Source organism: Streptomyces sp. NPDC041068 (genome assembly GCF_040647455.1).
Lineage (GTDB): Bacteria > Actinomycetota > Actinomycetes > Streptomycetales > Streptomycetaceae > Streptomyces.
The window spans coordinates 19,496-42,625 of the sequence record NZ_JBEZCG010000002.1; the positions used below are offsets into that span (position 1 = coordinate 19,496).

The window sequence follows — 23,130 nt, forward strand, 5'->3', positions numbered from 1 at the left end:
ATATCCGACCCGTTCGGCGGCTACAGGCAACTGGCAACTCGGCCTGTGACCGCCAGTTCGTACCGCTGCACTCCGGTCACGACGGCGTCACCAGCCCCAGCCTCATCCAAACCTTCGTCGGCCAGGAGTTCACGCCCCCACACATCCACCGCCAGCGCCTCGATCGTGCACAGCCACGCGCCCTCTGGTGTCCGGCCGAGGAAGGCTTGCCGCACGCGGTCAGCGAGCCACTCGGCCTGATCTGCGCGTGCCGCCACGATCGTCACCTGGTATACGAGACGCGCATCCTCCGACCTGTCCGCCAGCGGCGCCCCGCCGACCGGACCGCCCTGCGGATAGAGCACCGTGTACGGCAACGCCGCAGGTTTTCCACCGATGAGCGGCAGACGGCCACGCCCGCACGGCTTCCCCGTCGCCATGGCCAGCATCGCCTGTACGGCGTCCGTGACACGAGCCCGGTCGATCACAGGTCGCCTCCAGCAAAGTAGGCGGCCGCCGGGCCCTCAACACTGAGAACCCCGTACCGGCACAGGCCCAACGCATCCCACTCCATCACCCCGGGCGTCGTCAGGATGGACAAGCTGCGCTCCCCATCCTCATCAAAGACCTCGACCACCACGACAGCCCGCGCAAGCAGACCCCGCTCGTGATCCGCCAGCACGCCAGACAGAGCATCCTCAAGATCGGTGGTCATATCGCTCACAGGGTTCTCGCGATCGCCGCGCCCAACTCCCGCGTGAGGAGCGGCCCGAACGTTGCGACGGCGGGCCCCAGGTGCGGGAAGGGGGGCTGGTTGTAGTGCCGACCGTTGCTGTCGACCCCGACGAACCCGAACTCAAGTCGGCGGCCCTGCGGGGCGTTTGTGCCGACCTCGGCAACGATCACCGGCCCTGCCCGGTGTACGTCGGACTGCCACGAAGCCCGGTACCGGCCCGTGATCACCCGAGGGCCAGGACGACCCGATGCATTGCGCTGCACCTCGACAACCAGCGCCTTCGCGTTATGCCGCATCACCGTATCCGCCGCAGCCACTGCTGCCTTCCCGCCGCGCGTAAGGGCCGCAGCCAACTGGTCGGGGTGCGTGACTGTGCCGCCGCTCACCGCGTCACCGGCTTCCGGTTGTGCTCCTCCAACCACACGGTCCGCAGCACAGGAAAGGACGACACCTCGCCCTGAGCGGTCACCCGGTACATACGGTCGACGGCCTGTTCGTCGCGCGCCTCGACCACCAGCACGGTGTCGTTCTCCCAGACCTCGGGTGCATCCAGAGGCAGCAGCATCCGGTAGCCGGCCCGGACCTCCTCGACCCACGCACTGTCCTGCCCAGCGCCGTTTCCGCGGATGCGCTCCTGATGGGCGTACAAGCCCGCCTTGTTCTCGTACACGATCACAGGCGGAACCGGTATGAGATCACCGGTTGTTGGATCCAGCACGTCTTCGCCGCTGCTCCGGGCGACCCGCACCTTGTCCGGCATCAGATGACGTTCCGCGAACCGGGCCAGTGCCGACTGATCAAGCACTCGCTGCCCACTCCCTCAGCTGAGTGAGCATGCCGCGGGTCAACTCGCCCGGCTTCCCGTCCAGGTCGTCACGGGCGAGAACAGCCTCGTCGAGCTTCTGCCCGTCCACCGCATCCAGGAAGCCGATCACCACATGCCGAACGTCTGCGGGCTCCACGACGACGTCGGCCATGCCGTCGAACTCAAAGCCCTTCCAGCCCTGCACCACGTACAGCGTCACCTCGGGGCCCTCATCGACGGTCTGCGTGATCCGGTACGCCTCCACAGAAGAGGCGACATAATGCCCGTCGACTTCGATGGTCGCTGCCTCGCCAGGGAAGGCTGCGATACGGACATGACGGGCGTCAGAGGGCAGGGTGCTCATGCCGACGACCTTAGGTGCGCGAAACGCACGGCCCCCGGGGCAGATGAGGGCCGGGCGCCTCTGTCAGTGCTCCGTAGTACAGTCCCGGCCTTGTTGTCGAAGCGAGGGGGAACGAGCGTGCATGACTCTCTCTACATACTCAACAACGTACTTTTGTAGGAAGGTTGGGGACCATTCAACAACCTCGTGGATCTTCTCGGCGGGGAAGAGGTTCCTGCGCCAGTTGCCCCTGGGGTCTACGTCTTCGTCCTGGGTGGAGAAAGGCTGCCCTACCCCCGATCAGAGTCGTCCATCGGCTACATCGGAGAGACAGGTAATCTCAAGGAGCGCATAGCGGTGCACCGCTACCACGCCCGTGCATGCCAGGTAGACAAGGACGGCTCCATCTTCTACTCACGCTATGAGTGGATTGCCGCCCGTGGCGGCACCTGCCTCTACTTACCTTCCGTGGAAGGCGCGGCAGGTACGAGGCCGATGGAGATGAAGCTCCTCCAAGCCTTCGAGGGCCTGCATTACACGATTCCCGTGGCCAACATGTAGCGAGGCCAGGGATGTTATGGCAAAGCAGGTGGTCCCTTCACTATCACCAGGTAGGGGGCCGTGCGAGCGCCATCGCGCTCAGCCGATGATGGCCACGGGTGCGTCCCAGGCGTTGCGGTCGACGGTGATGGTGTAACCGCCGCGCTTCTCCTTGCTGTTAACCATGTACTGGTGGCCACGGCTGTGGTTCGTGTACAGCGACTTCGACCACGGCCAGTCACTGGTCGTGGTGTTGACCTTGTCCCACTTCGCATACCAGAGGTACTCCGGCAGATCGGTGCGGTCGGCAGCGGTGGCCACGGCCTTCGCACTGGAACTGCTGAACCCGTAGTACCCGGCCCGGTACGTCTTGGCGCGCAGGGTCTTGGTGAAGGCGCGCACGTACGTGAGCACCGCGTTGTTGCACGAGGCGTTCGCGATGTCGTACGGCTCCATGTCAAGGTAGATCGCGCTGCCCGCCTTCATGCCGAGCCTGGACGCCTTGGCCACAGCGTCCTTGCCGTGGGTGACACCGAGGGAGGAGGCGTTGGCCGCCGTCAGCTTCTCCGGACTGGAGCCCCGCTGGCAGTACGGCTGGGCGCCCACGTAGAGGGGGATGAGCTTCCACCCCTGGGCGGTGACCTTTTTCGTCCAGGACGCGGTGAGGTTGGGCTGGGCGCAGCCGCGGTTCTTGCCGCCGATGTAGACGGCGGCCGCGCCGTAGAACCCGGTGCGCCACGCCTTCATCGCGGCGGCCGAGGGAGCGGTGCAGGTGTCGAAGGCACGACCGGTGTACGTCTTCCTCGCAGGCATGGCCGTACCTGCTGACGCGCTCTGTACGAGGACCCCGCCACCCGCGACGATCGTGGCACCCGCGGCGCCCCAGGCGATGTAGCGGTTTCTCTTGGACAGCCGGTGCGCAGGCTTGCGCGCCTTCCCGAACATACGGTCCCCACCCCTTGATGTGCACTGGTGCACACTTCTGTTGTCGCTGATCGCTGCAGGATATGTCCGGCGCGGGGGGTGCTGAGGTGGTCGTGGTGCAGATCTCACCAGGAACGTGCCGGCCTCCCGATCCGAACGACTCGCATCAGCCGCTGTTCTTGAATCCGATCAAGAGACTGCCGATGAAAGCCAACGCAACCGGGCACCGAGCTCGGCTGCCGTACCGTGAGTCACGTCCTATCCAAAGCAAGCTGGCTGCTGCTCGAAACATGGTCGCCACGAAGGTGCTGCTCAAGGGCCCCGCGGGGAGTTTTCCGAATCACCAGCACGCGGGGGAGGGGGCACCCCAGGTACTCCCTCACCAGCAAGGCGATCAAGACACCAAGACTGTCAGTAACCCACTCTGCCCGTTCCGCCTCATCACGCTTGCGTACTCGGCCTGCTGGCTAGGATCCCGACATGCTGAACAGCGTCGTACCGCACTGGGAAGCCGCCCGCGCCCGCGCCGGTCAACTCCGTGGTCTGGACGGAGCACAGCGTGACGTACTCGCGTTGATCTACGCACTCATCGCGGTAGATGACGGCACCGCAATCGACGACATCGCCCACTGGGCCGTGCGCTATCGGCTGCTCGATACCCAACTGCTGCACGAAGACCTGTCGGCCTTGCTGCCCGGACCACTCGACCAGGGCGCGACCACCGTCGAAGGCGGGATCACCGAGCTGTATAGAAGCCGACTTGATGAACTCGTAGATGACCACGGCCAATACACAGGAACACCCGGCTTGGAAGAACTCCTCAAGAGCGACCTCGAAGCCGTCGTCAGCGAACGCCACGGATTCTCAGGCCGAGCTCCACTGGAAGGACGGATCTGGCGGCGATGGGCCGCTCTCCAGGCACCGCATGGCGTCCCCTACGAGGACACCCTGCCCGCGGACGAGCTAACGGCCTACGACGCATCAGGCGGCGACCGCGCCCACGTCGCGTCAGGCAAGACCGTCTTCGAGCACAGCGTGCAGGGCCTCACACAAGTCCTTGACAGGCTACTTCTACCCGCCAGCGGAGCCCCGCTCTTGGGCACCAAGGTCCTCGTCACCGGCACCGAACACCGAGGGCGCAGCGGACGGTTGAGCTCCGTCACTTGGACCATCCACGACAGCCAGCACCTTTGCTCCGAACCACCCGCATCGTTCAAGGTCAGCTTCGATGATCGCCGCGATGCGGCGGACCTTGGGCCCGAGGATCTGGAGCCGCAGCCGGAGTGGGACCAGTTCTTCGCCGTCGTCTACGCAGGCCAGCTGATGCCTCTCTCCTGGAGCGCCTCCGTGCTGCTGGCCGGCGCGGAACCTGGTGGGCAGTGGCAGCAAGACGCCATTGCGGCACTCAAGGACGGCTGGCAGAGCGCAACCGGACGCCTCGTCGTCCTCATCCCGCACGAGGTAGACGGCACTCCCGCCTCCGACGAGGACTCTGGATGGCTCGATGACGCGTACGCCTGGGCCGACGAGATCATCCTCAACTCCACTCCGGAGACCGACGTCCCGTCGTTGCTGAAATCGGGGGGCCCGTGAACCTCGAGGACGCATGTGACCGCTTCATCCTGCGGATGATCACACCCGACGAACCCACACGCACCTGGGCCGCACAGAACGCCGTCCCGCTCGCGCACACCCCAGCCGAGGCAGCCGCCGCCGCATTGAAGCGCCTCGACCGCGGCTGGAAACGCGAGGGCGGCCAACGCCAAGTGCCACTCCCGGTCACGCGCAACACCGGCTACCAGTACTGGAGGGACGCCTTGCGTGACGCAGACCGAACCCTCGATGCGGCGACAACTCAGTGGGCCCTCCGCAACCCCGACGACGAACACGCCCAGTGGTGGGCACTGAATGCTCGCATCCGTCACCCCGACCATCACCTCACCAATGAGCTGGTCGTCGGACGGAGCAACACACTCAGTCTCGTCATCTGCGTGCGACGCCAAGTCTGGACCGACAGCGAAATCGTCCTCCTCCGCAGCCCCAACAGCATCGCCGCCCAACCCAAAGCCACCGCGCCTACGCTGTTCCCACTGCAACTGCCGACCGTAGACCGGGACATCGCCTTCTACCGTGATGAAGGCAAGCGCACCCAGGCTCTACAGGAACTGACTTCAGACCTTGGTCTCGCCATTCATGAGGACCAGCTGCGCGGCATGGGCTTTCGTCCGGAGTCCAACTTGCTCGCCACGCAGCGCAGCGTCGAATGCCTGGAGCTGTCGGAGGAGGAACTCGACAGCCTCAAGACCCGACAAGGAGCGCACGGCGAGACGGCTCTGCTCAAGGCGATAGAGATCCATAGGGTGGCTGACCTCTTGTCCACAAGGGTGCCAGTTCTGTGCGACTGGGCCACCCTCGGCGTGATCACCCGGGCCGTTGTGCCTACAAGGCCTCCCGCGAGCGGTGACCTCAGCAGGCACCGTTTGTGACCGCTTAAAGTGGCAGAGATGCCCACTGTCCGTGGGCATGGAGGGGCAGCCGCAATCCGGCTTGAACGTGCCATCCGCCAGTAGGGAGCTGAATCTTCCGTTCAGTCTCATGCGTCACGTTGTCCGCACTGCTTGATCGCCATGTTCACAGACGGCTCTCCCGTGCAGTGCCATTCCGTTTGGACAGCCGACTCGAAGGTCATTGAGTCAACTGCAACTTGACACATCGCTGCATCCTGTTCAATCGCGTGCCCGCCCGTTTCACTGTGGTCTAGTCCAACAATGCTCGACACAGCAGAGGAGTGAGCACATGTCGGTTCAGGAGTCCTGGGCGAAGATCGAGCACTGGATAGCCCAGCACGCTCCGGAAGAGCCCGAGTTGCCGGGCCCCTGCACCCGCGAGGACCTGGAACGCCTGTATGGACACCTCGGCGTACGGCTGCCCGAGGACGTCGAGCAGTCATTGTCACGGCATGACGGCTCCGGCCTCACCGACATCCTCCCACCGGGGTACACGCTCCTCGGTATCGAAGGCATCCTTGAGAACCGTGCAACCTGGTTGAAGTACGCGACGCCCGACGACGCGAACCTGGCAGAAGAGGACAAGCCGTTCCTCGTCCCTGTAGCCGAGCTGAGCGTCGCGAAGATGATGGTCGACACCAGAACAGGGCGGCTCGGCTCCTGGGACATCGAGCAAGGCTACTTCCGCAGCGAGGATCCACTGCATGCTTCTCTGTCCGTGGCACTTGAGTTTGTCGGAAACCTGCTGGCCTCGCCGCCTCCCTGGTTTGCAACGCTGCCAGGAGACGAGGAGTGGGAGGTAACCGACAGGCACCCGGATTTCCCTGGATGGCTGGTATGGACCGAAGAGCCCCTGGACTGATACCCAAGGGAACCGATTGACGCTGTTCGAGAGTGCGTGTCAGGTAGCCTCAGTGGAAGTGGATGCAGCGTTCCTGCGTTGTACGGGAACCAGCGGGATTTGAGCGACCGATTCCCAAGACATGCGCCAGGCCATCTGGCCGTTGCCAGCCTCTGCGTAGTGGTACGCGACGTCGAGGACATGCACACGCGAGACGCTCCATGGAGCATGGCGCGGCGTGATCTTCCGGAGCGTGCTTTGAAGCGGATCGCTATCGGCAGAACCAAATGAGTAGCCGAGCGACGCGTGTGGCCGACCCGGTTCGTACTGCACAGATGAAGGACCGCGGGCGTCCAGCAAGGCCTTGTGCACGTGGGCCTGGAGCTCGTCGAACTCCTCGTTAGGGAACGCGTCCAGCAGAGCCCCTGCACTGTTGGCGATGGGTGGGCCGCACATGACTGTGAAGGCGGAGGTATCGACCAGGCGCTGCTCGAGTGCGGACACGAAGTCTTCGGTGTCCTGCTGGCTCATCTGATCCGACGACACCGAGGTGTCCATCGCGAACGTGATGTGCAGCAGGTCATCGGGCTGCGGGGCGATCGGGTACGAGGACATCGCGGAACGACAGGCCGCTGCCAGCGCCAACAGCTTATGATCGGTTTCCTCCGGAAGGGCGTATACGTGCCTGGCGTGCATTGCGTGCCGCCATGGCCGAGACTGGAAAGATGGGGTCCACTTCTTCACTGATAGGTCCTTTGGCGTCGTCCGGCGATCAGCAACCGCGCATGAGTTGGTCGCAACCTCACGTCCAGTCGTGGGCCTGAGAGTGATCGGTGCGATCCAAGTCGAGGTTGACTCCGACTCCGTAATGGTCGGAGTCTTCGCCAGGGCCCACCCGCCAGTAGTCCTTGATTGCAGGCACGAGCGAGTCCGTGACATGGACCTGGTCGACACGCAGCAGACCACCCTTGCCGGTGCACTCCCGCAGGGAGCGATCTTCGAGCTTGTCGGCGAGATACGCGGCGACATCGGTGAACTCCCCATCGCGGAAGGTCTCGCCGACGACCCGATTCCCTATCCATGGCTCATCGGGACTCTTCCGGCGGTGGCAGCGTGAGGCGCGGTTGTAGGGCTTAACGCGCGTCCAGTCGATCTCTTCGTCGCCAAGCGGCACGTGGTTGATGTCCCCGCCCACCAGCGCGATCCCGCCGTAACGGCGAGCCCTTGCACACAGCAGCTGTGCTTCCTGAGCGGCGACCTCCGCTGAGTACGGGGTGAGATGTGTGCTGACGGCGACCAGTGGCACCGGCAGCTCGCGCTCCAGACTCAGTGGACGGAACCGCGCCGCGCAGTAGCCGTGATGCATCTCGGTGACGCTGAGCTTGGTCTCGACGCCGAGCAGTTCCAGATGGGCCGGGTCCCAGGCGACCGCTGTATTTCGATTTCGACTGGGGGCGACCTTCACTTGTAGGCCGAGAGCGTCCGCTGCCGCCTTGGCCTTGTCGAGGTCAGCGAGGAAGTCAACTTCCTGGAGAAGAGCGATCTGCAGCTTGTTGGCGCGGATCTTCTCGATGATGCCGTCCCATCTGCCGTCCTTGTCTGCCCCGTACTGGAGTTCTGGCTCACCACGGTCAACACGATGTGCCTCCTCGCGAAGTGGTAGGAACGAGATAGTTCAGAGGCTGGAGTTCGTTCGGGCAGAAGCCCCGCTGTCCCCACGAACCCTCGATCTGCTCCGAGGCCCACGCGCTGCTACTCCGCATCAGCTCCAGTCCTCCCGGCGGTCAATGGATGATCGCTGACGAACTGTGTCGCGGAGGACCGCTCCAGCAGCAGAGAGAGCATCGCCATCGCGTAAGACGAGCGCGTGGTGGACGTCCTCTACAGCGGTGAGGAGAGCAGCATCGGAGAGGAGGAGCTGCTCGGCGTCATCGAGTTGGCGTCCGTACGCCGTGAGGAAGGATTCGGCCAGGTGCTTGTGTGCGGCCCACAGGGAGGCGCTACGCGCGAAGTCGCAGATGGCAGGGAGGACTTTAGCGCGCTCCACGTTGGTCACTGACAGGGTTTGGCGTTGGATGTTCCACCGCCAGGAACCGGTCCCGAACGTGCCGTGGCAGAACGCGACCGGTAGCTCGTTGCCCTGCTGCTGCAGCCGGGCGGCACTGCGGCGAACGTTCTCGACTTCCTCCACACTGAGCCACGTACCGATCCGGTCAAGGAGGTACAGGACGCGTTGGGTGTACTGGCCCAGGTGTCGGGCGCTCTGTGCGCGGACATCGGGAACCTGCTCGACGCTGTCGTGGAGGACGGCGAGCAGGCGGCCGGCGTCTTGGTGGATGCGCGGGAGCAGGTGCAGGGCAGCCTCGTCGTCGACCGGTCTGCCGCGCGGATGCGTGACCAGCAAGGTGCGTGTCCGCGGTTCGAAGGCGGTCAGCCGCGGCCCCTGGTTGGGGCCGAGGCGGTGGACTGCCGTCCGGTGGGCGAGGACTTCGCTGCGGAAGTCCAGGTGGTTGCGGGTGACGCGTATGTCGGTGAGTCCCTGGGGGGTCGAGACGCGCCAGGCCCGCGCCCCGCTGAGCCCCACAGGGAGGGACCAGGGCGTGATAGCCCCGAGGTGGGCCTTGGCCCATTCGGCGACCTGGGGCGGGAGAGGGCTTGAAGGAACGGGCGGAGGTCGGCGGGTGCGGGTAGGGGGGTAGGGGCTCATGAGGGAGTAGTAGAGGAAGGGGAGTCGGGCACAGCAGTCCTCAAGGTCGTTGGCGGCTAGGAGAGTTCGAGCTGGGTGGGGCGGGCAGCCCAGGGTGTGATGCTGGCGGGGCAAAGCCGTGCGGGACGCGCTGGTGCGCTGGCCACGCCCCTCCTCACTTCTCCTGCCCGAGGTCCGCGAGAGCGGCCTCGAGATCGTCGAGTTCGTCGAGCAGGCGACGGATGGCGACCTGACGCTCGGCCCAGTGCCTGCGTAGATCGGCCTCTGCACCACCAGAAAGTCCGCACTCGGCAGCGGTGGCGCCGTCCAGGCTGAACAGCATGTACAGCAGGGCGATGCGCGCGCTGGCACGGACGTCCGATAGCGGCAGGTGCGGGTTCTCCACACGGTAGGACTCGATCATGCGCAGGGCGCTCTGGGGCCATGCCGGGCTGTTCGCGACGGTGTGCGGGGCGAACGCGGCGCGTCCCAACTCCCAGGCGGGCAAACAGATCTCGGCCTGGAAGTCGAGAACCGCGGTGATCAGATCTCCTTGGGCCAGGAGATTGGTGTGGCTGAAGTCGGCGTGTCCAGCTTGGGCGACAAGGAGCTCCGGCAGCCCGGCACGGAGACGCGGAGCGTGCGTCTGCACGTCGACTCGGCGCTGCTTGAGATCACCACGGAGCTGATGGAGGCGAGGCTCGCCTTGTGCGACGGCGCGTTCCAGAACAGTGTCCGTATCGGCGAGCACCCGGTCGAGCGGCGCTGTGCGCCACCGGGCCTGTCGGATGCGAGCTGGCGCCGGATACGAGGCCAGGGTCCGATGTATGCGGCCGAGGAGCAGACCAATGTGCTGCGCGCGCGGCACGGTCAGCGGCTCGGCGGCGACTCTGCCAGGCACCTCGTCGGTCACCACCCAACCCATGCCGTCAACGCAGGTGAGGATCTCCCCATCCCGGTTGCGCCACACCTGCGGGGTAGGCACGCGGACAGTACGGCAGAACTCCGACATGACCCACGCGGCCCGGGCACGCTCCAGATCGTCGGTGGTCCGGTACTGCTGGACGAAGATCCGCCGCGAATCCGTCAGGGTGGCGCGCCGATTGATAGCCGCGGTGCCGATCGGCACGAGCTCCGCAGAGGCCAGATCGATGCCGTAGCGGTCGGACAGCACCTTGGGAAGGATCTCATCGCCGCGAGCGGCTTCCTGCTCCACGGCTCACCTCCCGACCGGTCGAAGCCGGCCCCGCGGGGGACGCCTGGCGATGACGGTGAAGGTGACGATCACCGTGGACAGCTGGCTGCGATACGCGGTGGGGAGGATCTTCACGGTTACGCACCTTTCTATTCACGCTCGATGCAGTTCCACTCACAGATGGGCGCCACCAGCAGGCGCTCACCGCCGCTGTCGTGAGCAGGACGTATCGGGATCGGCAGCCGGGACGGCGCCGCCGCGCTGCTATCTCGGCTGTCCGCCAAAGAAGCTCAACGTGTCGGCTGCCCAGGAACCTCCGAGGCGGTGAGCGCCGGCGTGCTGTTCTTCGGGTGTGCTGAGTTCAGGAACCACTTCCTGGCCGAGACGAGCCACCAGGAGCCAGAGAAGAGCAGCACCACGCCGACCGCGACGGGTGCGTAGTTGAACGACTCCATGGTCACAGGGGCCGCCTGGGGCAGCATGAACAGCACGGCGATCACCACAACCCACAACACAGCGATGATGCCCACGGGCTTGGACCAACGCCCCAGGTGCCACGGACCGCGCCGGAACTCATCGCCCTGACGCAGACGCAGAAGCGTCGGGATCACGTAGGCGATGTAAAGGCCGATCGTTGCGATCGAGGTGACGGCCGCGTACGCAGTGCTATTGAACAGGTAGGGCAGGCCGAGGACGAAGGCGCCGCCAGCAGCGAGCCAGACCGCGTTGGTCGGAGTGCGCGTTCCCGGATGCAGCTTGTGCCACACCTTGGAGAACGGCAGCGCCCCGTCGCGGGAAAACGCGTAGATCATACGGGAGTTGGCCGTTACCGAGGCCATGCCGCAAAACAGCTGAGCGCCGATGACGATGAGCAGCATCATCTTCCCCGTGCTCTCCCCGAGGGCATCGAGGAAGATCTGCGCGGGCGGCACACCGGACTCCGAGTCGAGAGAGCCGCTGTAGGACTGGATGGCCATGGTCAGCCCGAAGAGCAGAACGAAGCCCGCGGCCCAGGACACCAGGATGGAGCGGACGATTCCTTTGGGGCCTTCGACGGAGGCGTTCTTCGTCTCCTCGGTCATGTGGGCGGAGGCGTCGTACCCGGTGAAGGTGTACTGGGCCATGAGCAGGCCGATGAGCGCGACGTAGACAGCGGATCCCCAGCCGGTGTTGTTGACGAACTCGCCGAATACGAACGAGGGGGACTGGTGGTTGTCCGGGATCATCAGGAGGGCGCCGACAATCACCACAACGCCGATCAGGTGCCACCACACCGACACGGTGTTGAAGAAGCCGACGATACGGACCCTGAAGGTGTTCACCACAGCGTGGAGCAGCAGGATGGTCCCGAACAGCGTGATGGTGTGGCCCGGAGTGGCGGCGTAGCCGAACTCGAGGTTCAAGTAGGCGTTGAGGAAGCTGGCGGCGCCGAAGTCGATGCCCGCGGTGACCGCTACCTGGCCGAGGGTGTTGAACCAACCGGTGAACCAGGCCCAGGCAGGGGCTGACTTGCGAGGGGCCAGCTTGTGGGCCCAGAAGTAGAGGCCAGCCGACGTCGGGTATGAGGAGCAGACCTCCGCCATGGCCAGGCCGACGAACAGGGTCATCAGGCCGACCAGCACCCAGCCCCACATGATCAACGCCGGACCGCCAGTGTTCATGCCGAACGCGTACATGGTCAAGCAACCGCTCAGAATGCTGATGATGGTGAAGCTGACCGCGAAGTTCTGTCGACCACTCATGCTGCGATCGAGTGTCTGGGTAATACCCAGCTCGGCGAGGCGTTCCTCTTCCGGCTGTGTGGTGCTCGGAATCTCTAAGGGCATGGGGAAGCTTCCTTCGTCGTGAATGCATCGAACTCAGCGGACAGTGCGGCTGGTTGACGTTTGCCCGTCGGCATCGAACTCAGGGCTCGGCGACTTTCATTGCCCAGCCGCGGTGGCGGAGGAACAGCTTTGGGGCGTCGCCGCAGTAGCTCCACGGCACATCAGTCGCGTACGGGCCGATAGCGTCGAAGACATCAGCGGCTTCCAGATGTCGGCTCGCGAACGACAATGCGTGCGCCAAATAGTTGGCGTCTTCGTGGAAGGCGGCATGTGGCCGTTTGGGAGCCCGGCAGTCCCACCAGTTCTCCCACGCTTGCCAGGTAGACGGGTTGTCCGTCCACGGGTGCACGGTCAGTCCGTAGCGGTCTCCGTCCACTTCCATGCGCAGGCGGTGGGATTCGGCGAGGGCGACCAGCGGCAGTACGTGCAGCGCCAGTCCGCGCGGCGCGTGGGCACACCGTTCCTGCGCCCAGTGGAAGACCTCACCACCCGTTCCATGCCAGGAAGGGAAGAGGAAGATGAGCAGTTCATGGTGCGCTTCCCGGTTCCACGGATCACACTCAAGTACCTGTGCCCACAACTGCTCTGCCGTTGCACGCCATTCGCGGTCGCGAGGAGGAGAATGAAAGCGCGTCAAGGCGAGCATGACCACGTACGGGGATGGATCGTTCGGCCAGACGTCCGCGGCCTCATCGCAGGTCTTCCACGCCTGTTGCATCGCGTCACTGAGCCCGCGCCCTCGACCGTCGGCCATCGACCTCAAGGCCAACACGTTCGCCATCAGAGCCAGGGAATGCGGGGAGCGCGGCTCCGCCTGCGCCCAAGTGTCGGCGAACGTCAGCTGCATACCGACGCGAGCGAGGACCTGCAGGCGGAAGATCCGTCTATCCCAGTCGGTACCCGTCGACGTAAGAAGCTCACGGGCGCTCTCCCAGCGGCCCATCGCCGCATCCTCGATGACCCGGCGAAGGGCAGCGTCGTCCCGGGCTGGATGCCGGTCGAGGACAGGTCTGCGACTACCCATGTCGGTCCTGCCTCGCGCGCTTCCCGGATGAGGCGACATGCTGGTCCAGCACAAGGTGCCCGGGCGCGAGCGGCAACGCGGTGCTAGCCAAGCCCATCGTCATACGCACTGGCACATCCGGTATCGGCATCATCGAATTCCTCAGGTCACGTCCAGAGTGGAAAGACCGTCAGAGCGCGGGGCGGAGGGAGGGGAAAAGGCAACCTCGCCCTTGCTCCGACGGTCGGCCTAGAAGTCGATCTTTGCGATCAGGTCGACCGCACCTTGCACGCCCTCCCTGATGTTCGGCGCGGCAGAACTGCCGGCCAGGAAGAAGCCGAACAGGATGCACACGATGCCGTGCCCGACCTTCAGGCCCGACTTCTTCACCAGGAGGAAGACGACCACGCCCAGGAGCACGACGGCAGAGAAGCTAACGACCACCGAGCGCCTCCCGATGGAAGTGCCTGCAGCGCGATCGGTGCTGCACCGCCGGGGGCCGGTGAGCCACCAGCGGCGAGAGCTGATCCATTCGTACGTGTAAGGCCGAAAGCACCTTGGACTCCGGTGGACGAGATCAGGGACAGCTGAACCAGCAGCGCGAGCAGCAGGAGACGCCCGAAAGATCCGTTCCCAGATGGTTCGTCGAGGCCGCGCACTGCGGGAGACCCCAGAGTGCTGGGAAAACGCGCGGCGCACACATTGCCCAGGTGATATCACTGAAGTGATTTCGTTTCCGCCAGGGGCAGTTGGGCCATCAGGCCCGCATTCAACTCGGGAGGCACGAGTGCTTGCGCAGTCGCCGCGACGTTGCGAACGGTGCGGTTGCCGACTGAGCCAGTACAACTCCGGAACGCTGTGCTCGGCGTGTCTCCGCTCGCACAACCTGCTTCCAGCGACTCCCTCCGTTCCAGAACGCGTGTGGCGAAATGCTGATGTTCAAGAAGCTCTGGCAGTATGGGATTTCGGCCAGGTGGCTGGCTTAGTCCGCCAGCATGGATCGCTGCGCCAGGACGACGTTGCTCAACTAACGGGCCTCAGCCAAGCGTTCCTCTCCATGCTCGAAGCAGGGCGCCGACGCCTCACCAATATCGACAAGATCGCCGAGTTCCTCTCCGGCCTCGGGGTACCTCCCGAGATCTCTCCACTGCCGCTTCCTCGTCGTGCTCAGCCGCCCATAAGCCTGGTCAACGGTGACTTAGACCCAGCCCTGCCCTGGACGACGAGTCGTATGGTGGCGGCACTCGGCACCGCGGTTGGAGGGGGTGCGATGGATCGCCGACAGTTCCTGGCAGTGAGCGGTTTGGCCCTCACTTCCTACGTGCACCACTGGAGCACCGCCGAAGCAGAGCCACTCATCCGTGCCGCAGAGGGCAGTCAGCTCACACACGAACTCCTCGACAATCTGCAGGTGACCACTGACAACCTGCGCAGCATGGACGCGAGCGCCGGCAGCGGCACCCTGGCCGACCTCGGTGATGCCCATCTCCTGTTCCTCAAGCGCCTCGTCGACCAAGCTTCGTACGACGAGAACACGGGCAGGCGACTCGCGGCGATCATCGCGGACACCGCCATCCAAACCGGATGGTTCACCTTCGACGGCGGAGACCGGGACAGCACCCCCGCGTACCTGCTCGCTGCACTTCGAGCCGCGAATGCCTCCGGCGACACACGGCTCGGAGCCGGAGCCCTCTCCTACCTAGCCATCCACAGATACTCCACCGGCGCACCACGCGCCGCGGTCACCGCAGCACGAGCCGCCCGCGAAAAGATCAAACGCCTCGGCACGCCCGCCTTGGAGGCGATGCTGCTGACCAGGCAGGCCCGTGGCCACGCCAAGCTCGGCGAACGACAAGAGATGCTCACCGCACTGGGACAAGCCGCCGAACTGTGCGCACGCGGACGCTCCGAACGCGACCCGCACTGGCTGTACTGGGTAAACGAAGGCGAGATCCACGGCCAAGCAGGCAGCTGCTTCCTCGACCTGGGTGATCCGCAGCGTGCTGTCACCAGTTTGTCGAAAGCGCATGACTCGCTGAACCCTTCAGACCAGCGGACACGCGGCCTGTTCCTGGCCCGGACTGCGTCCGCGCACCTTCGCCAGGGCGACATCGACGCGGGATGCGGCATCGCACACGAGACTCTCGACCTGGCCGAACAACTTCAGTCGGCCCGCCTCAACGAGCACGTCGAAGCGATGTTGAGCGACCTCCAGACAGCCGGAGACGCCACGTACGCTCAAGAGCTACTGGACCGTGCCGCCACCCTCACGGGAGCAAGGAAATGAACGACACCGAGGAGCAGCCGACCCTCATCCTCTGGGACATCGACCGCACGCTGCTCTACGTCGGCGACGTCGACCGCCAGGTGTACCGCGAGACGTTCGCCGAAGTCGTCGGCCGCTCCGCCGAGCAGCTTCCGGCCCGTGGCACCGGCGTCACCATGCCCCTCGCGATCCGGTCCCTGCTCCTGGAGAACGGCGTGCCGGAGGCGATGGTCCCCGAGCTGTTGCCCCTGATGGTGGAACTGCTGCCCAAGCGGCTCGCCGGTCACGCAGATGACCTTCGGAGCCAAGGGGTCCTCATGCCCGGAGCGGTGGCCGCGCTCCAGGCCGTGCGCCGTCACAAGGGCTGGGTGCCGACGGCCGTCACCGGGAACCTCAAGCCGAACGCGCTGCTGAAGCTCGCAGCCTTCAACCTCAACAGTTACCTGGACACCGACATCGGTGGATACGCCTCCGACGACGTGCATCGTCCCGCCCTCGTCGGTATCGCGCAGAAACGTGCGCAGGCCAAGCACGGCACGGCCTTCACACGCGCCAACACGGTCATCATCGGGGACTCCCTCGAAGACGTTCGCACGGGCCTTGAAGGCGGCGCTTCAGTGCTTGGTGTGGCCTCAGGGAAGACCTCAGCACAGGAGCTCGCAGCAGCGGGAGCCCATGTTGTTCTCGACGATCTCGAAGACGTACAGAGGTTGGTGGACGCGGTCAAGTCGGTCACGTCCTGACCGCGAGCTCGGGCACACCCTCTCAGGGCACGCGCAAGCATCTTCCCTTCCACTCTCTCACTCTCACCGCTCTCCGTACCTGCTGGCTGTGCCTCACCTTGCCCTCGGGGCGTTCTCTGAAACCGGCCATCTCGGAGATCCCACGGCAGGGTAGGAGCTGATGACCTTGATCTGGGCACGCTGGTGCTCCGGTCGCACTACCGTCACTGCGTATGGCGGAGAATGAGATCTCGGGTGGGATGCAGGGCAAGGTTGTCCAAGCTCATGAGATTCATCAGCTCACGATCAATGCACCAGCCGAGGCGGCTGTCGTGCCGCGCTTTCTCCGGGACCCTGCTTCCTGGCCGCTGGCCCGTGACTGGGATGCCCTTTCTGCTGGCGTACACAGAGCACGCCCCGGCGGAGACGGCTGCAAGTTGCCCCCGTATGTGTCTCGGGACATCGACGCCGCGCTGCGTGAACGCATCGTCGACCGCGGCCTGGTCCTCGTGATCGGTGATTCCACTGCTGGGAAGACCCGTGCGGCGTTCGAGGCGGTGCGGAACGTACTCCCTGGCCACAGGGTGCTGGCGCCCCCGGTCGGCAGCAGCCTGCGCCAGGCCGCAGACGCGGTGGAGTGCTCCGGCCTTTCCACCGTGGTGTGGCTGGACGACCTGGAGAAGTACTTGGTCCCAGAATGCCTAACGCCAGAAGTCCTCGCCGAATTCACGCAGTTGGGAGTACCAGTCGTGGCGACGATGCGCCTCAAGGCGCTCGAGACGTTCTCCGACGAGTACGAGAACGGAACCGGTTCGCAAGTAGTTCGGAGCGCGGAGGTTTTCGATCTTCACCGCCTTTGGAGCAACACCGAACTGTCCCGGGCCGCGGACTGCGATGACTCCCGCATCGTCGATGCCTTCGCTCACCACGCCCGTTTCGGGATTGCCGAATATGTCGCCGCTGGCCCGGTGCTGCTGCAGGAGTGGCGGCGAGCACGCTCCATACACGGCCACGCACGTGGTTCGGCTTTGGTAGCGACGGCCGTGGACCTCGCCCGCACAGGTCTCCGAGCCCCCTGGCCCGGTAGTTTGCTGACCGAGCTCCATGAACATCATCTCGTCGCGGCGGGCGGCGCCGTGCTGCGCCCAGAGCCGTTGGACGCGGAATTTGCCTGGGCATCTCGCATCCGTTATGGGGTCGCCAGTCTGCTCCTGCCCGCGCAGGACGATTCTGGAGGTGATCAGTGGGCACCTTTCGAATATTTGGTGGACCAGACGGATTCGGAGATTCCTTCCTGTATATGGGAGGCGGCAATGGCGCATGTTACGGACGAGACGGATCTCGTCGCGATCAGCCAGAATGCCCTCCATGCCCACCAACCCGACATAGCCGAGAGGTCGCTCCGCCCGCTGGCTGAGGGTGGACGCCGCATCAGCGCGTTCAACCTTGGCTTCCTGCTCCACGGTCAGGGCCGCGTGGAAGAGGCCCGTCAGTGGTGGATTGTTGCTGCGGATGCCGGCCTCGGGCGAGCGGCTCTCCGCCTCGCTCTACTTGCCGCACGTGACGGTGCCTTAGTGGAGAGTCGGCAGTGGTGCACGCGCGCCATTTCGCTGGGCCCCGACGAAGTTTTGGAGTGCGCCTCCAGGCTGCTCGACGCGGTGGACGCCGAGACTGGCTGAACTCCAGGCTCGCCCTGACCTTTTAGCGGACCATTGGCCGCAATTTCGCACCCGTAGAAGCCCAGGGTAGGACGAATTACGTCGGCTACCGACAGCCAGCCGCCGAATTGAGTCTGATTTTCCTGTGATACGCAGGGTGGGGCCGGTTAGCTCGTCTACATCTAAGGCCATTTGCTACTCAACGACCTGCAGCCGTCGCATGCCTGCATGACCTCACGGACCGGGCCGATGGTGCATCCCGTGGGTCGGCAAGAGGCATGCTACTTCGCGAGAGACGGTTCACTGCGATACGGCTCCGTGCTGCCCCCGCCTCTCCGATATCACCGGGGTGATATCACCCCTGCAATGTGCGAGATGCCCTGCTGTCCAGCAGGGTTGGGTCCACCGAATCCCGCGCACGCCCACACCACGCACGGGTCGGTTCCCTGCGCAACGTCGTCGCACACATTCCAGGCATCCCACGCCACGCATGCGCGAGCTATCGCGCTCTCCCGCCCTCGCGTTTTGGAGGCGTCCCATGGCAGTTCAGCCGCACAATTCACATCACGTGATCCCCCTTGTCCCTGGTGACGCCGTACCGGTTCAGCGGCAGCCCCGGAGCGGACGATCTGCCGACTCGGCATCTGGCACGACTCAGCCGCGGATCGCCGTCGCGCTGCACGACGGCTACTACGGCTGCACGTCGGGCACGGGATTCAGCAACCGCGCGTTCCTCGAAGTGCTGACACGGACGCTGCCCCCCGGATGTCTCCAGATCATGCCCCTCCACATCCCGAGCACTGACCCCAGCTATGACCCGATCTGGGTGGCGGAGACGGAAAGGCTCGTGCAGCGAGCTGAGGCTGAGGTTGTGCCCGTTCCGGGAGATCGCGCAGCGACTGCTGGCCTCGCGGGTTGTGACGCCTTGTGCAAGTACGTCATCGAAGTCGCCCGAGAGCGTCTTGCTCGTGCTTCCGTGGCGCAACTGATCGGCCTGGACATCCCCTTCCTCGGCCTCGGATTGCATCGACGCCCCAACGATCCGTTCAGCCTCTTCCTCGTGCCCCGATCAACGAGTGAACTCGCCTCGCCAGAAGACCGGCGACGTATCCGCTGGGAACACAAAGGGCTGGCGGCCGCCGTGAATGGCGGAGCACGCGTAGCTGCGATCTCGCACCACATGCGTAGCCACCTTGAACACGCCTACGGCATCCCTGGGCATGCGATATTCGACCTTCCCAACGGGCTTCTTCTCAGTGACCAGCAGGATGCTCCTGTTGCGCCGCTGCCTCCTCGAGCTGAGGCGGGGTTTCTATTGGCCATGGGCCGGGCCGTGGAGAGTAAGGGCTTCGAGGACCTGTTGGAAGCCCTCCATCTCCTCGGTGCACAGGGGACCCGCGTGCCGCACCTTGTGCTCGCAGCCTCGACGCACACGGACGACCTCACCGCCTACCAACGGCGGCTCCGGGCGACGGTCCGCGACTATGGACTCGACGCAACATTCCTGGCGCGGTTCTCGCCCCAATACCGTTCGTGGCTGCGCAGCCCTGCTCTCCGCGCTGTGGTGGTGCCCTCCCGTGCCGAGCCGTTCGGAAGGATCCCCCTCGAAGCGTTCGCCGCAGGAGCGGCGCCCGTCGTCGCGACACGAGCCGGCGGACTCACCGAGACCGTGATCGATGGGGAAACCGGATTCACGGCCAAGTCCAGTGACCCCATCGACCTTGGCCGTGCGATCAAGCACGCACTGCACATGAGCAGCCAAGAGCGTGAGCAGATGCGCAGCCGCAGCCGGGCTCTTCTCTCGACCCGGCACGACTACGACGCCACTATCCGCACCTACCTCCGCCAGCACACCCCCTGGGCGATGGCGCTCAGCACTGCTGAGAGGACGCGTGTATGACGACGAACGCGCTGATCTGTCTCAACTCGCCCTACGAGTTCTGGCAGTTATCCAACCAGCACGCCAGCCAGTTGCACTCCGCCTTTCCGGACGTCCGCTTCCGGTTCGTCGAGGATCACGCCGTCGCAGACGAGATCCGTGACGCCGACGTCTATTTCGGCTGGACGTTCGACAAGGGATGGCTGACGACCGTTTCACGACTCACCTGGGCAGCCACCCCATCTGCGGGCATCGATCACTGGCCGGTCGCAGAGATCCAGAGTGCGGGCATCTTGCTCACCCGCGGGTACGGCTACCACGGCCAACCGATGACAGAGCACGCCATCGGCCTGCTCCTCGGCTTCTCCCGCGGCTTGTTCGAGAGCGCCCGGCTCCAAACCCGGTCCGTGTGGTGGAAGGACAACCTCGCCAACAGCTTCTTTGACCTGAACGGGCAGAACCTCACGATCATCGGCTGCGGATCTGTCGGCACCCAACTCGCAGGGATCGCACAAGCCCTCGGCATGCACGTCATCGGTGTACGACGCCACTCTCCACGCTCCGAACCCGGCGGCATCGAATGGACGCCGACACATCGGGCTCATGAAGCACTCGCGCGTTCACGGGCTGTCGTCAACCTGCTTCCCGCAACCGAAGAAACGCACGGCTTCTTCGACGAGGCCGCCTTCAAGGCGTGTAGCCCTGGGACGGTCTTCATCAACCTGGGGCGAGCTAGCACCGTCGACCACGATGCGCTCTTGATCGCCCTCGACTCAGGCACTTTGGCCGGCGCGGCCCTCGACGTACTGCCGCACAAACCACCCCCGCTCGACGACCCGCTCCGCCACCATCCACGGATCGTGCTCACGCCGAAGAGCGCGGTATTCAGCCGCACGTACATGAACAAGGCGGTCGCGTTCTTCCACGACAACCTTCAGCTCTTCCTGGCCGACCAGCCCCTCAACGGCGCTGTCACCCCAACTCTTGGAGGGCCGCATGACCACTGAGCAGCACCTGTCCCAGAATGACCTGCTGCAATCGTTCGGCGCGACTGGCCGCAACCACCCATACCTGGCGTTCACGCTGAACTCGATCTGCAATCTCGACTGCGTCTTCTGCAAGCCGCGGTGCATGCCTGATTACGGGCACAAGGACAAGACGCTCACCGTCACCGACTACGCGGGCATCGCGAATGAAGCCGGACGCTGGGGCATCCGCAAGGCGCACTGCTCCGGGGGAGAGCCGACCTTGCGCGCCGACATCATCGACATCATCGGGGCGCTCTCCGACGGGCTCGGCAGCGAAGCGACGATCGGTATGACGAGCCACGGCAACCTGCGCCGCGGCCTTACGGTCGACGCGCTGCACGACGCCGGGCTCACCTACCTGAACATCAGCCTCCACAGCCTGGATCCGTCACGATCCTCCGAGATCATGGGTGGCGGTGATCCCCGCATCTCCCGGGCCACGATCGACCGGGCACTGGAACTCGGCCTCAAGGTCAAAATCAACTGCGTCCTTCAGCGGTCCTACCTGGACGATGCCTTCGGCGTCGCCGAGCTCGCCAAGCAACTCCCCATTGCTGTACGGCTGATCGAGCTGCAACGTATCGGACCGGCCGAGGCACTGTTCCCCACCGAGTTCGTGCCCGAGGCAGAAGTCCGCGAACGGCTCCACACCTGGTTCGAGCAAGCTGGCGAAATCTCGCGAACCGAGCTCGGAGTACGAAGCCCCGGACGCTACCTGCAACCGCAGGGATGGGCTGGCTCCATCGGGTTCATCTCCAACTCCTCGTGCGCCACGTGCTCCGACGCCAACCGCATCAAGATCACCCCCACCGGCATCGCCAGGCCCTGCATCCTCCACAACCGGGACATTCCCCTGAAGCCGCATCTCGCGGACGGCACCATGGCCGACGCTTATGCCCACCTTTTCCGCGCCATGCTCGAACGCGACAGCAACGAAGCCTGGGAGGGCTTCCACTACGTCGACTACGACCTCCGCTGGGACCGCCTCGAGAGGCCGCAGGGCGTGCCCGTTCTTCCCCTGCTGCCGGTGGGCGGCAATACAGGCGGAGGGTGTTCTCTTCGCCGACCGGCAGGGGAGGCCGAGTGACAACCACCCACACCACGTCGTATACGCACCTCGGAGTCGTCTACGCCGAGCAGCTGGCCACCCACGGTGCGGCAGCGACAATGCTCACGCACAAGTGGCAGGCTGGCGACCTCATCGCACCGCACTCCGACATCGACGTTCGTGTCATCCTCGACCAGGCCCCCGGCTCTTGGTGGGAGTGGAATGAGCGCCTGGCTGCTGCCCACGACCAGGCGGTACGCCTGGACCCGGCGCACAGCCGTCTGCTTGAGCACCCGCCGGGATTCGCGTTCACGATCAGCGAGCTCGACCGGAACCGTGTCTCACCGGCCGAACTCTTCACTTGGAGCCTGGCCGCGGGCAACACGACCTCTCTCCAGCAGTGGAGATCCCGAGCACAGATGATGCCGTGGAGCAGCGCAGACGAGCGGTTCTACCGAGGGATCCTCGATGCGCGAATCGGGGGCCGATACCAGCTCGACAAGGACAGCACCGACAACGTCCTCCACGATCTCGACAGCTATCGAAAGCACTGCATCGCCTGGCACTACGTGGCCCCCTGCTGGCTCGCGGCCGCCGCTCTCGCTACGCGCACCCGCTACCCCGGAAAGACCGCAGCACTCAACCAATGGCACCCCGGCGAACTCGAAGCGCACGCCGAGGAGTTCCTTCGACTGGCCACGACACCAGACGCGGGACCTCCCTCCGATGAGCTACTGCGCACAGCCCATGCCGCCGTCGACGCCATACTCCACCGGACACCGGCACCCAGAGCACTACCGGAAGCGGCAGCGACAGACACGGAAGCCTGGACCACTACCGCAGGAATGCTCCGCGTACGCGTCGCACGCTGGATCTACTACCTGAACCCGCCGCCACAGACCGCAACCGGCTACCTCATCGCCCGCGAGGAGAAGGAACTCCACTCAGCGCGGAAGACCTTGACCCGCCTCGCCGACCGAGTCACCAGCGATGACGCGCTGCTCGCCAAGGCCATGACGGCACTGCTGCCGCCAGGCCCGACCACAGCAAACACCCTTCGCGACCTCCTCGCCCTCTGGCGCCGTCACCACTCGGTCGTCGAAGACTTCCTCTCCGCCCACTCCGCGTGACCCAAAGGGGCTCT

General features: G+C 64.9%; 24 protein-coding genes. 11 read left to right on the forward strand and 13 right to left on the reverse strand.

Annotated features, from left to right (window positions below; genetic code table 11):
- Positions 1 to 20: 20 nt before the first annotated feature.
- From AB0B50_RS03890 to AB0B50_RS03910, 5 genes are read right to left on the reverse strand one after another with little or no spacing between them, the layout of a single operon-like run.
- Positions 21 to 467, reverse strand: coding sequence for a hypothetical protein (locus tag AB0B50_RS03890; RefSeq protein ID WP_362325130.1), 447 nt, complete (start codon positions 465 to 467; stop codon positions 21 to 23).
- Positions 464 to 694: a hypothetical protein gene (locus AB0B50_RS03895; protein WP_362325133.1), complete on the reverse strand. Its 231-nt coding sequence runs from the start codon at positions 692 to 694 to the stop codon at positions 464 to 466. Before AB0B50_RS03895 ends, AB0B50_RS03890 begins: the two co-directional genes overlap by 4 nt.
- Positions 695 to 699: 5 nt before the next feature.
- Positions 700 to 1,101 (reverse strand): HK97 gp10 family phage protein, encoded by a 402-nt coding sequence (locus AB0B50_RS03900; protein ID WP_362325136.1) that lies wholly within the window; start codon positions 1,099 to 1,101, stop codon positions 700 to 702.
- Positions 1,098 to 1,520 (reverse strand): DUF6093 family protein, encoded by a 423-nt coding sequence (locus AB0B50_RS03905; protein ID WP_362325139.1) that lies wholly within the window; start codon positions 1,518 to 1,520, stop codon positions 1,098 to 1,100. The genes AB0B50_RS03900 and AB0B50_RS03905 overlap by 4 nt, the downstream gene beginning before the upstream one ends.
- Entirely contained in the window at positions 1,513 to 1,884 is a 372-nt protein-coding gene (locus tag AB0B50_RS03910) for a hypothetical protein (RefSeq protein WP_362325142.1), read from the reverse strand. Before AB0B50_RS03910 ends, AB0B50_RS03905 begins: the two co-directional genes overlap by 8 nt.
- 186 nt (positions 1,885 to 2,070) lie before the next feature.
- On the opposite strand from AB0B50_RS03910, the gene AB0B50_RS03915 reads away from it, so the two are divergent.
- The gene (locus AB0B50_RS03915) at positions 2,071 to 2,424 is read left to right on the forward strand and encodes a hypothetical protein (RefSeq protein WP_362325145.1); all 354 of its coding nucleotides are present in this window, start codon (positions 2,071 to 2,073) and stop codon (positions 2,422 to 2,424) included.
- A gap of 78 nt (positions 2,425 to 2,502) precedes the next feature.
- Here AB0B50_RS03915 and AB0B50_RS03920 read toward each other — a convergent pair whose 3' ends face one another.
- On the reverse strand, positions 2,503 to 3,348 hold the full coding sequence (locus AB0B50_RS03920; RefSeq protein WP_362325148.1) for a glycoside hydrolase domain-containing protein: 846 nt from the start codon (positions 3,346 to 3,348) through the stop codon (positions 2,503 to 2,505).
- Positions 3,349 to 3,807: 459 nt separating this feature from the next.
- Here AB0B50_RS03920 and AB0B50_RS03925 point away from each other — a divergent pair, with 459 nt between their 5' ends.
- From AB0B50_RS03925 to AB0B50_RS03935, 3 genes are all read left to right on the forward strand, one after another.
- On the forward strand, positions 3,808 to 4,920 hold the full coding sequence (locus AB0B50_RS03925; protein WP_362325150.1) for a hypothetical protein: 1,113 nt from the start codon (positions 3,808 to 3,810) through the stop codon (positions 4,918 to 4,920).
- Complete coding sequence (locus AB0B50_RS03930; RefSeq protein ID WP_362325152.1) at positions 4,917 to 5,813, forward strand: hypothetical protein; 897 nt, start codon at positions 4,917 to 4,919, stop codon at positions 5,811 to 5,813. The genes AB0B50_RS03925 and AB0B50_RS03930 overlap by 4 nt, the downstream gene beginning before the upstream one ends.
- 310 nt (positions 5,814 to 6,123) lie before the next feature.
- Positions 6,124 to 6,696: an SMI1/KNR4 family protein gene (locus tag AB0B50_RS03935; protein ID WP_362325155.1), complete on the forward strand. Its 573-nt coding sequence runs from the start codon at positions 6,124 to 6,126 to the stop codon at positions 6,694 to 6,696.
- Between the two features lie 39 nt (positions 6,697 to 6,735).
- Here AB0B50_RS03935 and AB0B50_RS03940 read toward each other — a convergent pair whose 3' ends face one another.
- The 7 genes from AB0B50_RS03940 to AB0B50_RS03970 all read right to left on the reverse strand — a co-directional run bounded on the left by AB0B50_RS03940 (position 6,736) and on the right by AB0B50_RS03970 (position 13,829).
- Positions 6,736 to 7,419 carry a 2'-5' RNA ligase family protein gene (locus AB0B50_RS03940; RefSeq protein WP_362325158.1) on the reverse strand — a complete coding sequence of 228 codons (684 nt, stop codon included), beginning with the start codon at positions 7,417 to 7,419 and terminating at the stop codon, positions 6,736 to 6,738.
- 58 nt (positions 7,420 to 7,477) lie between these two features.
- Entirely contained in the window at positions 7,478 to 8,140 is a 663-nt protein-coding gene (locus AB0B50_RS03945; protein WP_362325161.1) for a hypothetical protein, read from the reverse strand.
- A 297-nt stretch (positions 8,141 to 8,437) separates the two neighbouring features.
- Complete coding sequence (locus AB0B50_RS03950; protein WP_362325164.1) at positions 8,438 to 9,259, reverse strand: hypothetical protein; 822 nt, start codon at positions 9,257 to 9,259, stop codon at positions 8,438 to 8,440.
- 277 nt (positions 9,260 to 9,536) lie between these two features.
- A complete protein-coding gene (locus AB0B50_RS03955; protein ID WP_362325167.1) occupies positions 9,537 to 10,577 on the reverse strand; it encodes a phosphotransferase in 1,041 nt (346 codons plus the stop codon).
- A 269-nt stretch (positions 10,578 to 10,846) separates the two neighbouring features.
- On the reverse strand, positions 10,847 to 12,382 hold the full coding sequence (locus AB0B50_RS03960) for an amino acid permease (protein WP_362325170.1): 1,536 nt from the start codon (positions 12,380 to 12,382) through the stop codon (positions 10,847 to 10,849).
- A gap of 79 nt (positions 12,383 to 12,461) precedes the next feature.
- Complete coding sequence (locus AB0B50_RS03965; RefSeq protein WP_362325173.1) at positions 12,462 to 13,325, reverse strand: hypothetical protein; 864 nt, start codon at positions 13,323 to 13,325, stop codon at positions 12,462 to 12,464.
- A 309-nt stretch (positions 13,326 to 13,634) separates the two neighbouring features.
- Positions 13,635 to 13,829: a hypothetical protein gene (locus AB0B50_RS03970; RefSeq protein ID WP_362325176.1), complete on the reverse strand. Its 195-nt coding sequence runs from the start codon at positions 13,827 to 13,829 to the stop codon at positions 13,635 to 13,637.
- A 529-nt stretch (positions 13,830 to 14,358) separates the two neighbouring features.
- Between AB0B50_RS03970 and AB0B50_RS03975 the strand changes: the two genes are divergently transcribed.
- The 7 genes from AB0B50_RS03975 to AB0B50_RS04005 all read left to right on the forward strand — a co-directional run bounded on the left by AB0B50_RS03975 (position 14,359) and on the right by AB0B50_RS04005 (position 23,116).
- Positions 14,359 to 15,672, forward strand: coding sequence for a helix-turn-helix transcriptional regulator (locus tag AB0B50_RS03975; protein WP_362325179.1), 1,314 nt, complete (start codon positions 14,359 to 14,361; stop codon positions 15,670 to 15,672).
- Complete coding sequence (locus AB0B50_RS03980) at positions 15,669 to 16,394, forward strand: haloacid dehalogenase-like hydrolase (protein ID WP_362325181.1); 726 nt, start codon at positions 15,669 to 15,671, stop codon at positions 16,392 to 16,394. Before AB0B50_RS03975 ends, AB0B50_RS03980 begins: the two co-directional genes overlap by 4 nt.
- 212 nt (positions 16,395 to 16,606) lie before the next feature.
- Entirely contained in the window at positions 16,607 to 18,052 is a 1,446-nt protein-coding gene (locus tag AB0B50_RS03985; protein ID WP_362325184.1) for a hypothetical protein, read from the forward strand.
- A gap of 517 nt (positions 18,053 to 18,569) precedes the next feature.
- Positions 18,570 to 19,931, forward strand: a complete 1,362-nt coding sequence (locus AB0B50_RS03990; protein WP_362325187.1) for a glycosyltransferase family 4 protein — start codon at positions 18,570 to 18,572, stop codon at positions 19,929 to 19,931.
- Positions 19,928 to 20,917: a D-2-hydroxyacid dehydrogenase gene (locus AB0B50_RS03995; protein WP_362325190.1), complete on the forward strand. Its 990-nt coding sequence runs from the start codon at positions 19,928 to 19,930 to the stop codon at positions 20,915 to 20,917. Before AB0B50_RS03990 ends, AB0B50_RS03995 begins: the two co-directional genes overlap by 4 nt.
- Entirely contained in the window at positions 20,907 to 22,025 is a 1,119-nt protein-coding gene (locus AB0B50_RS04000; protein ID WP_362325193.1) for a GTP 3',8-cyclase MoaA, read from the forward strand. Before AB0B50_RS03995 ends, AB0B50_RS04000 begins: the two co-directional genes overlap by 11 nt.
- A complete protein-coding gene (locus tag AB0B50_RS04005; protein ID WP_362325196.1) occupies positions 22,022 to 23,116 on the forward strand; it encodes a hypothetical protein in 1,095 nt (364 codons plus the stop codon). The genes AB0B50_RS04000 and AB0B50_RS04005 overlap by 4 nt, the downstream gene beginning before the upstream one ends.
- Positions 23,117 to 23,130: the final 14 nt, after the last annotated feature.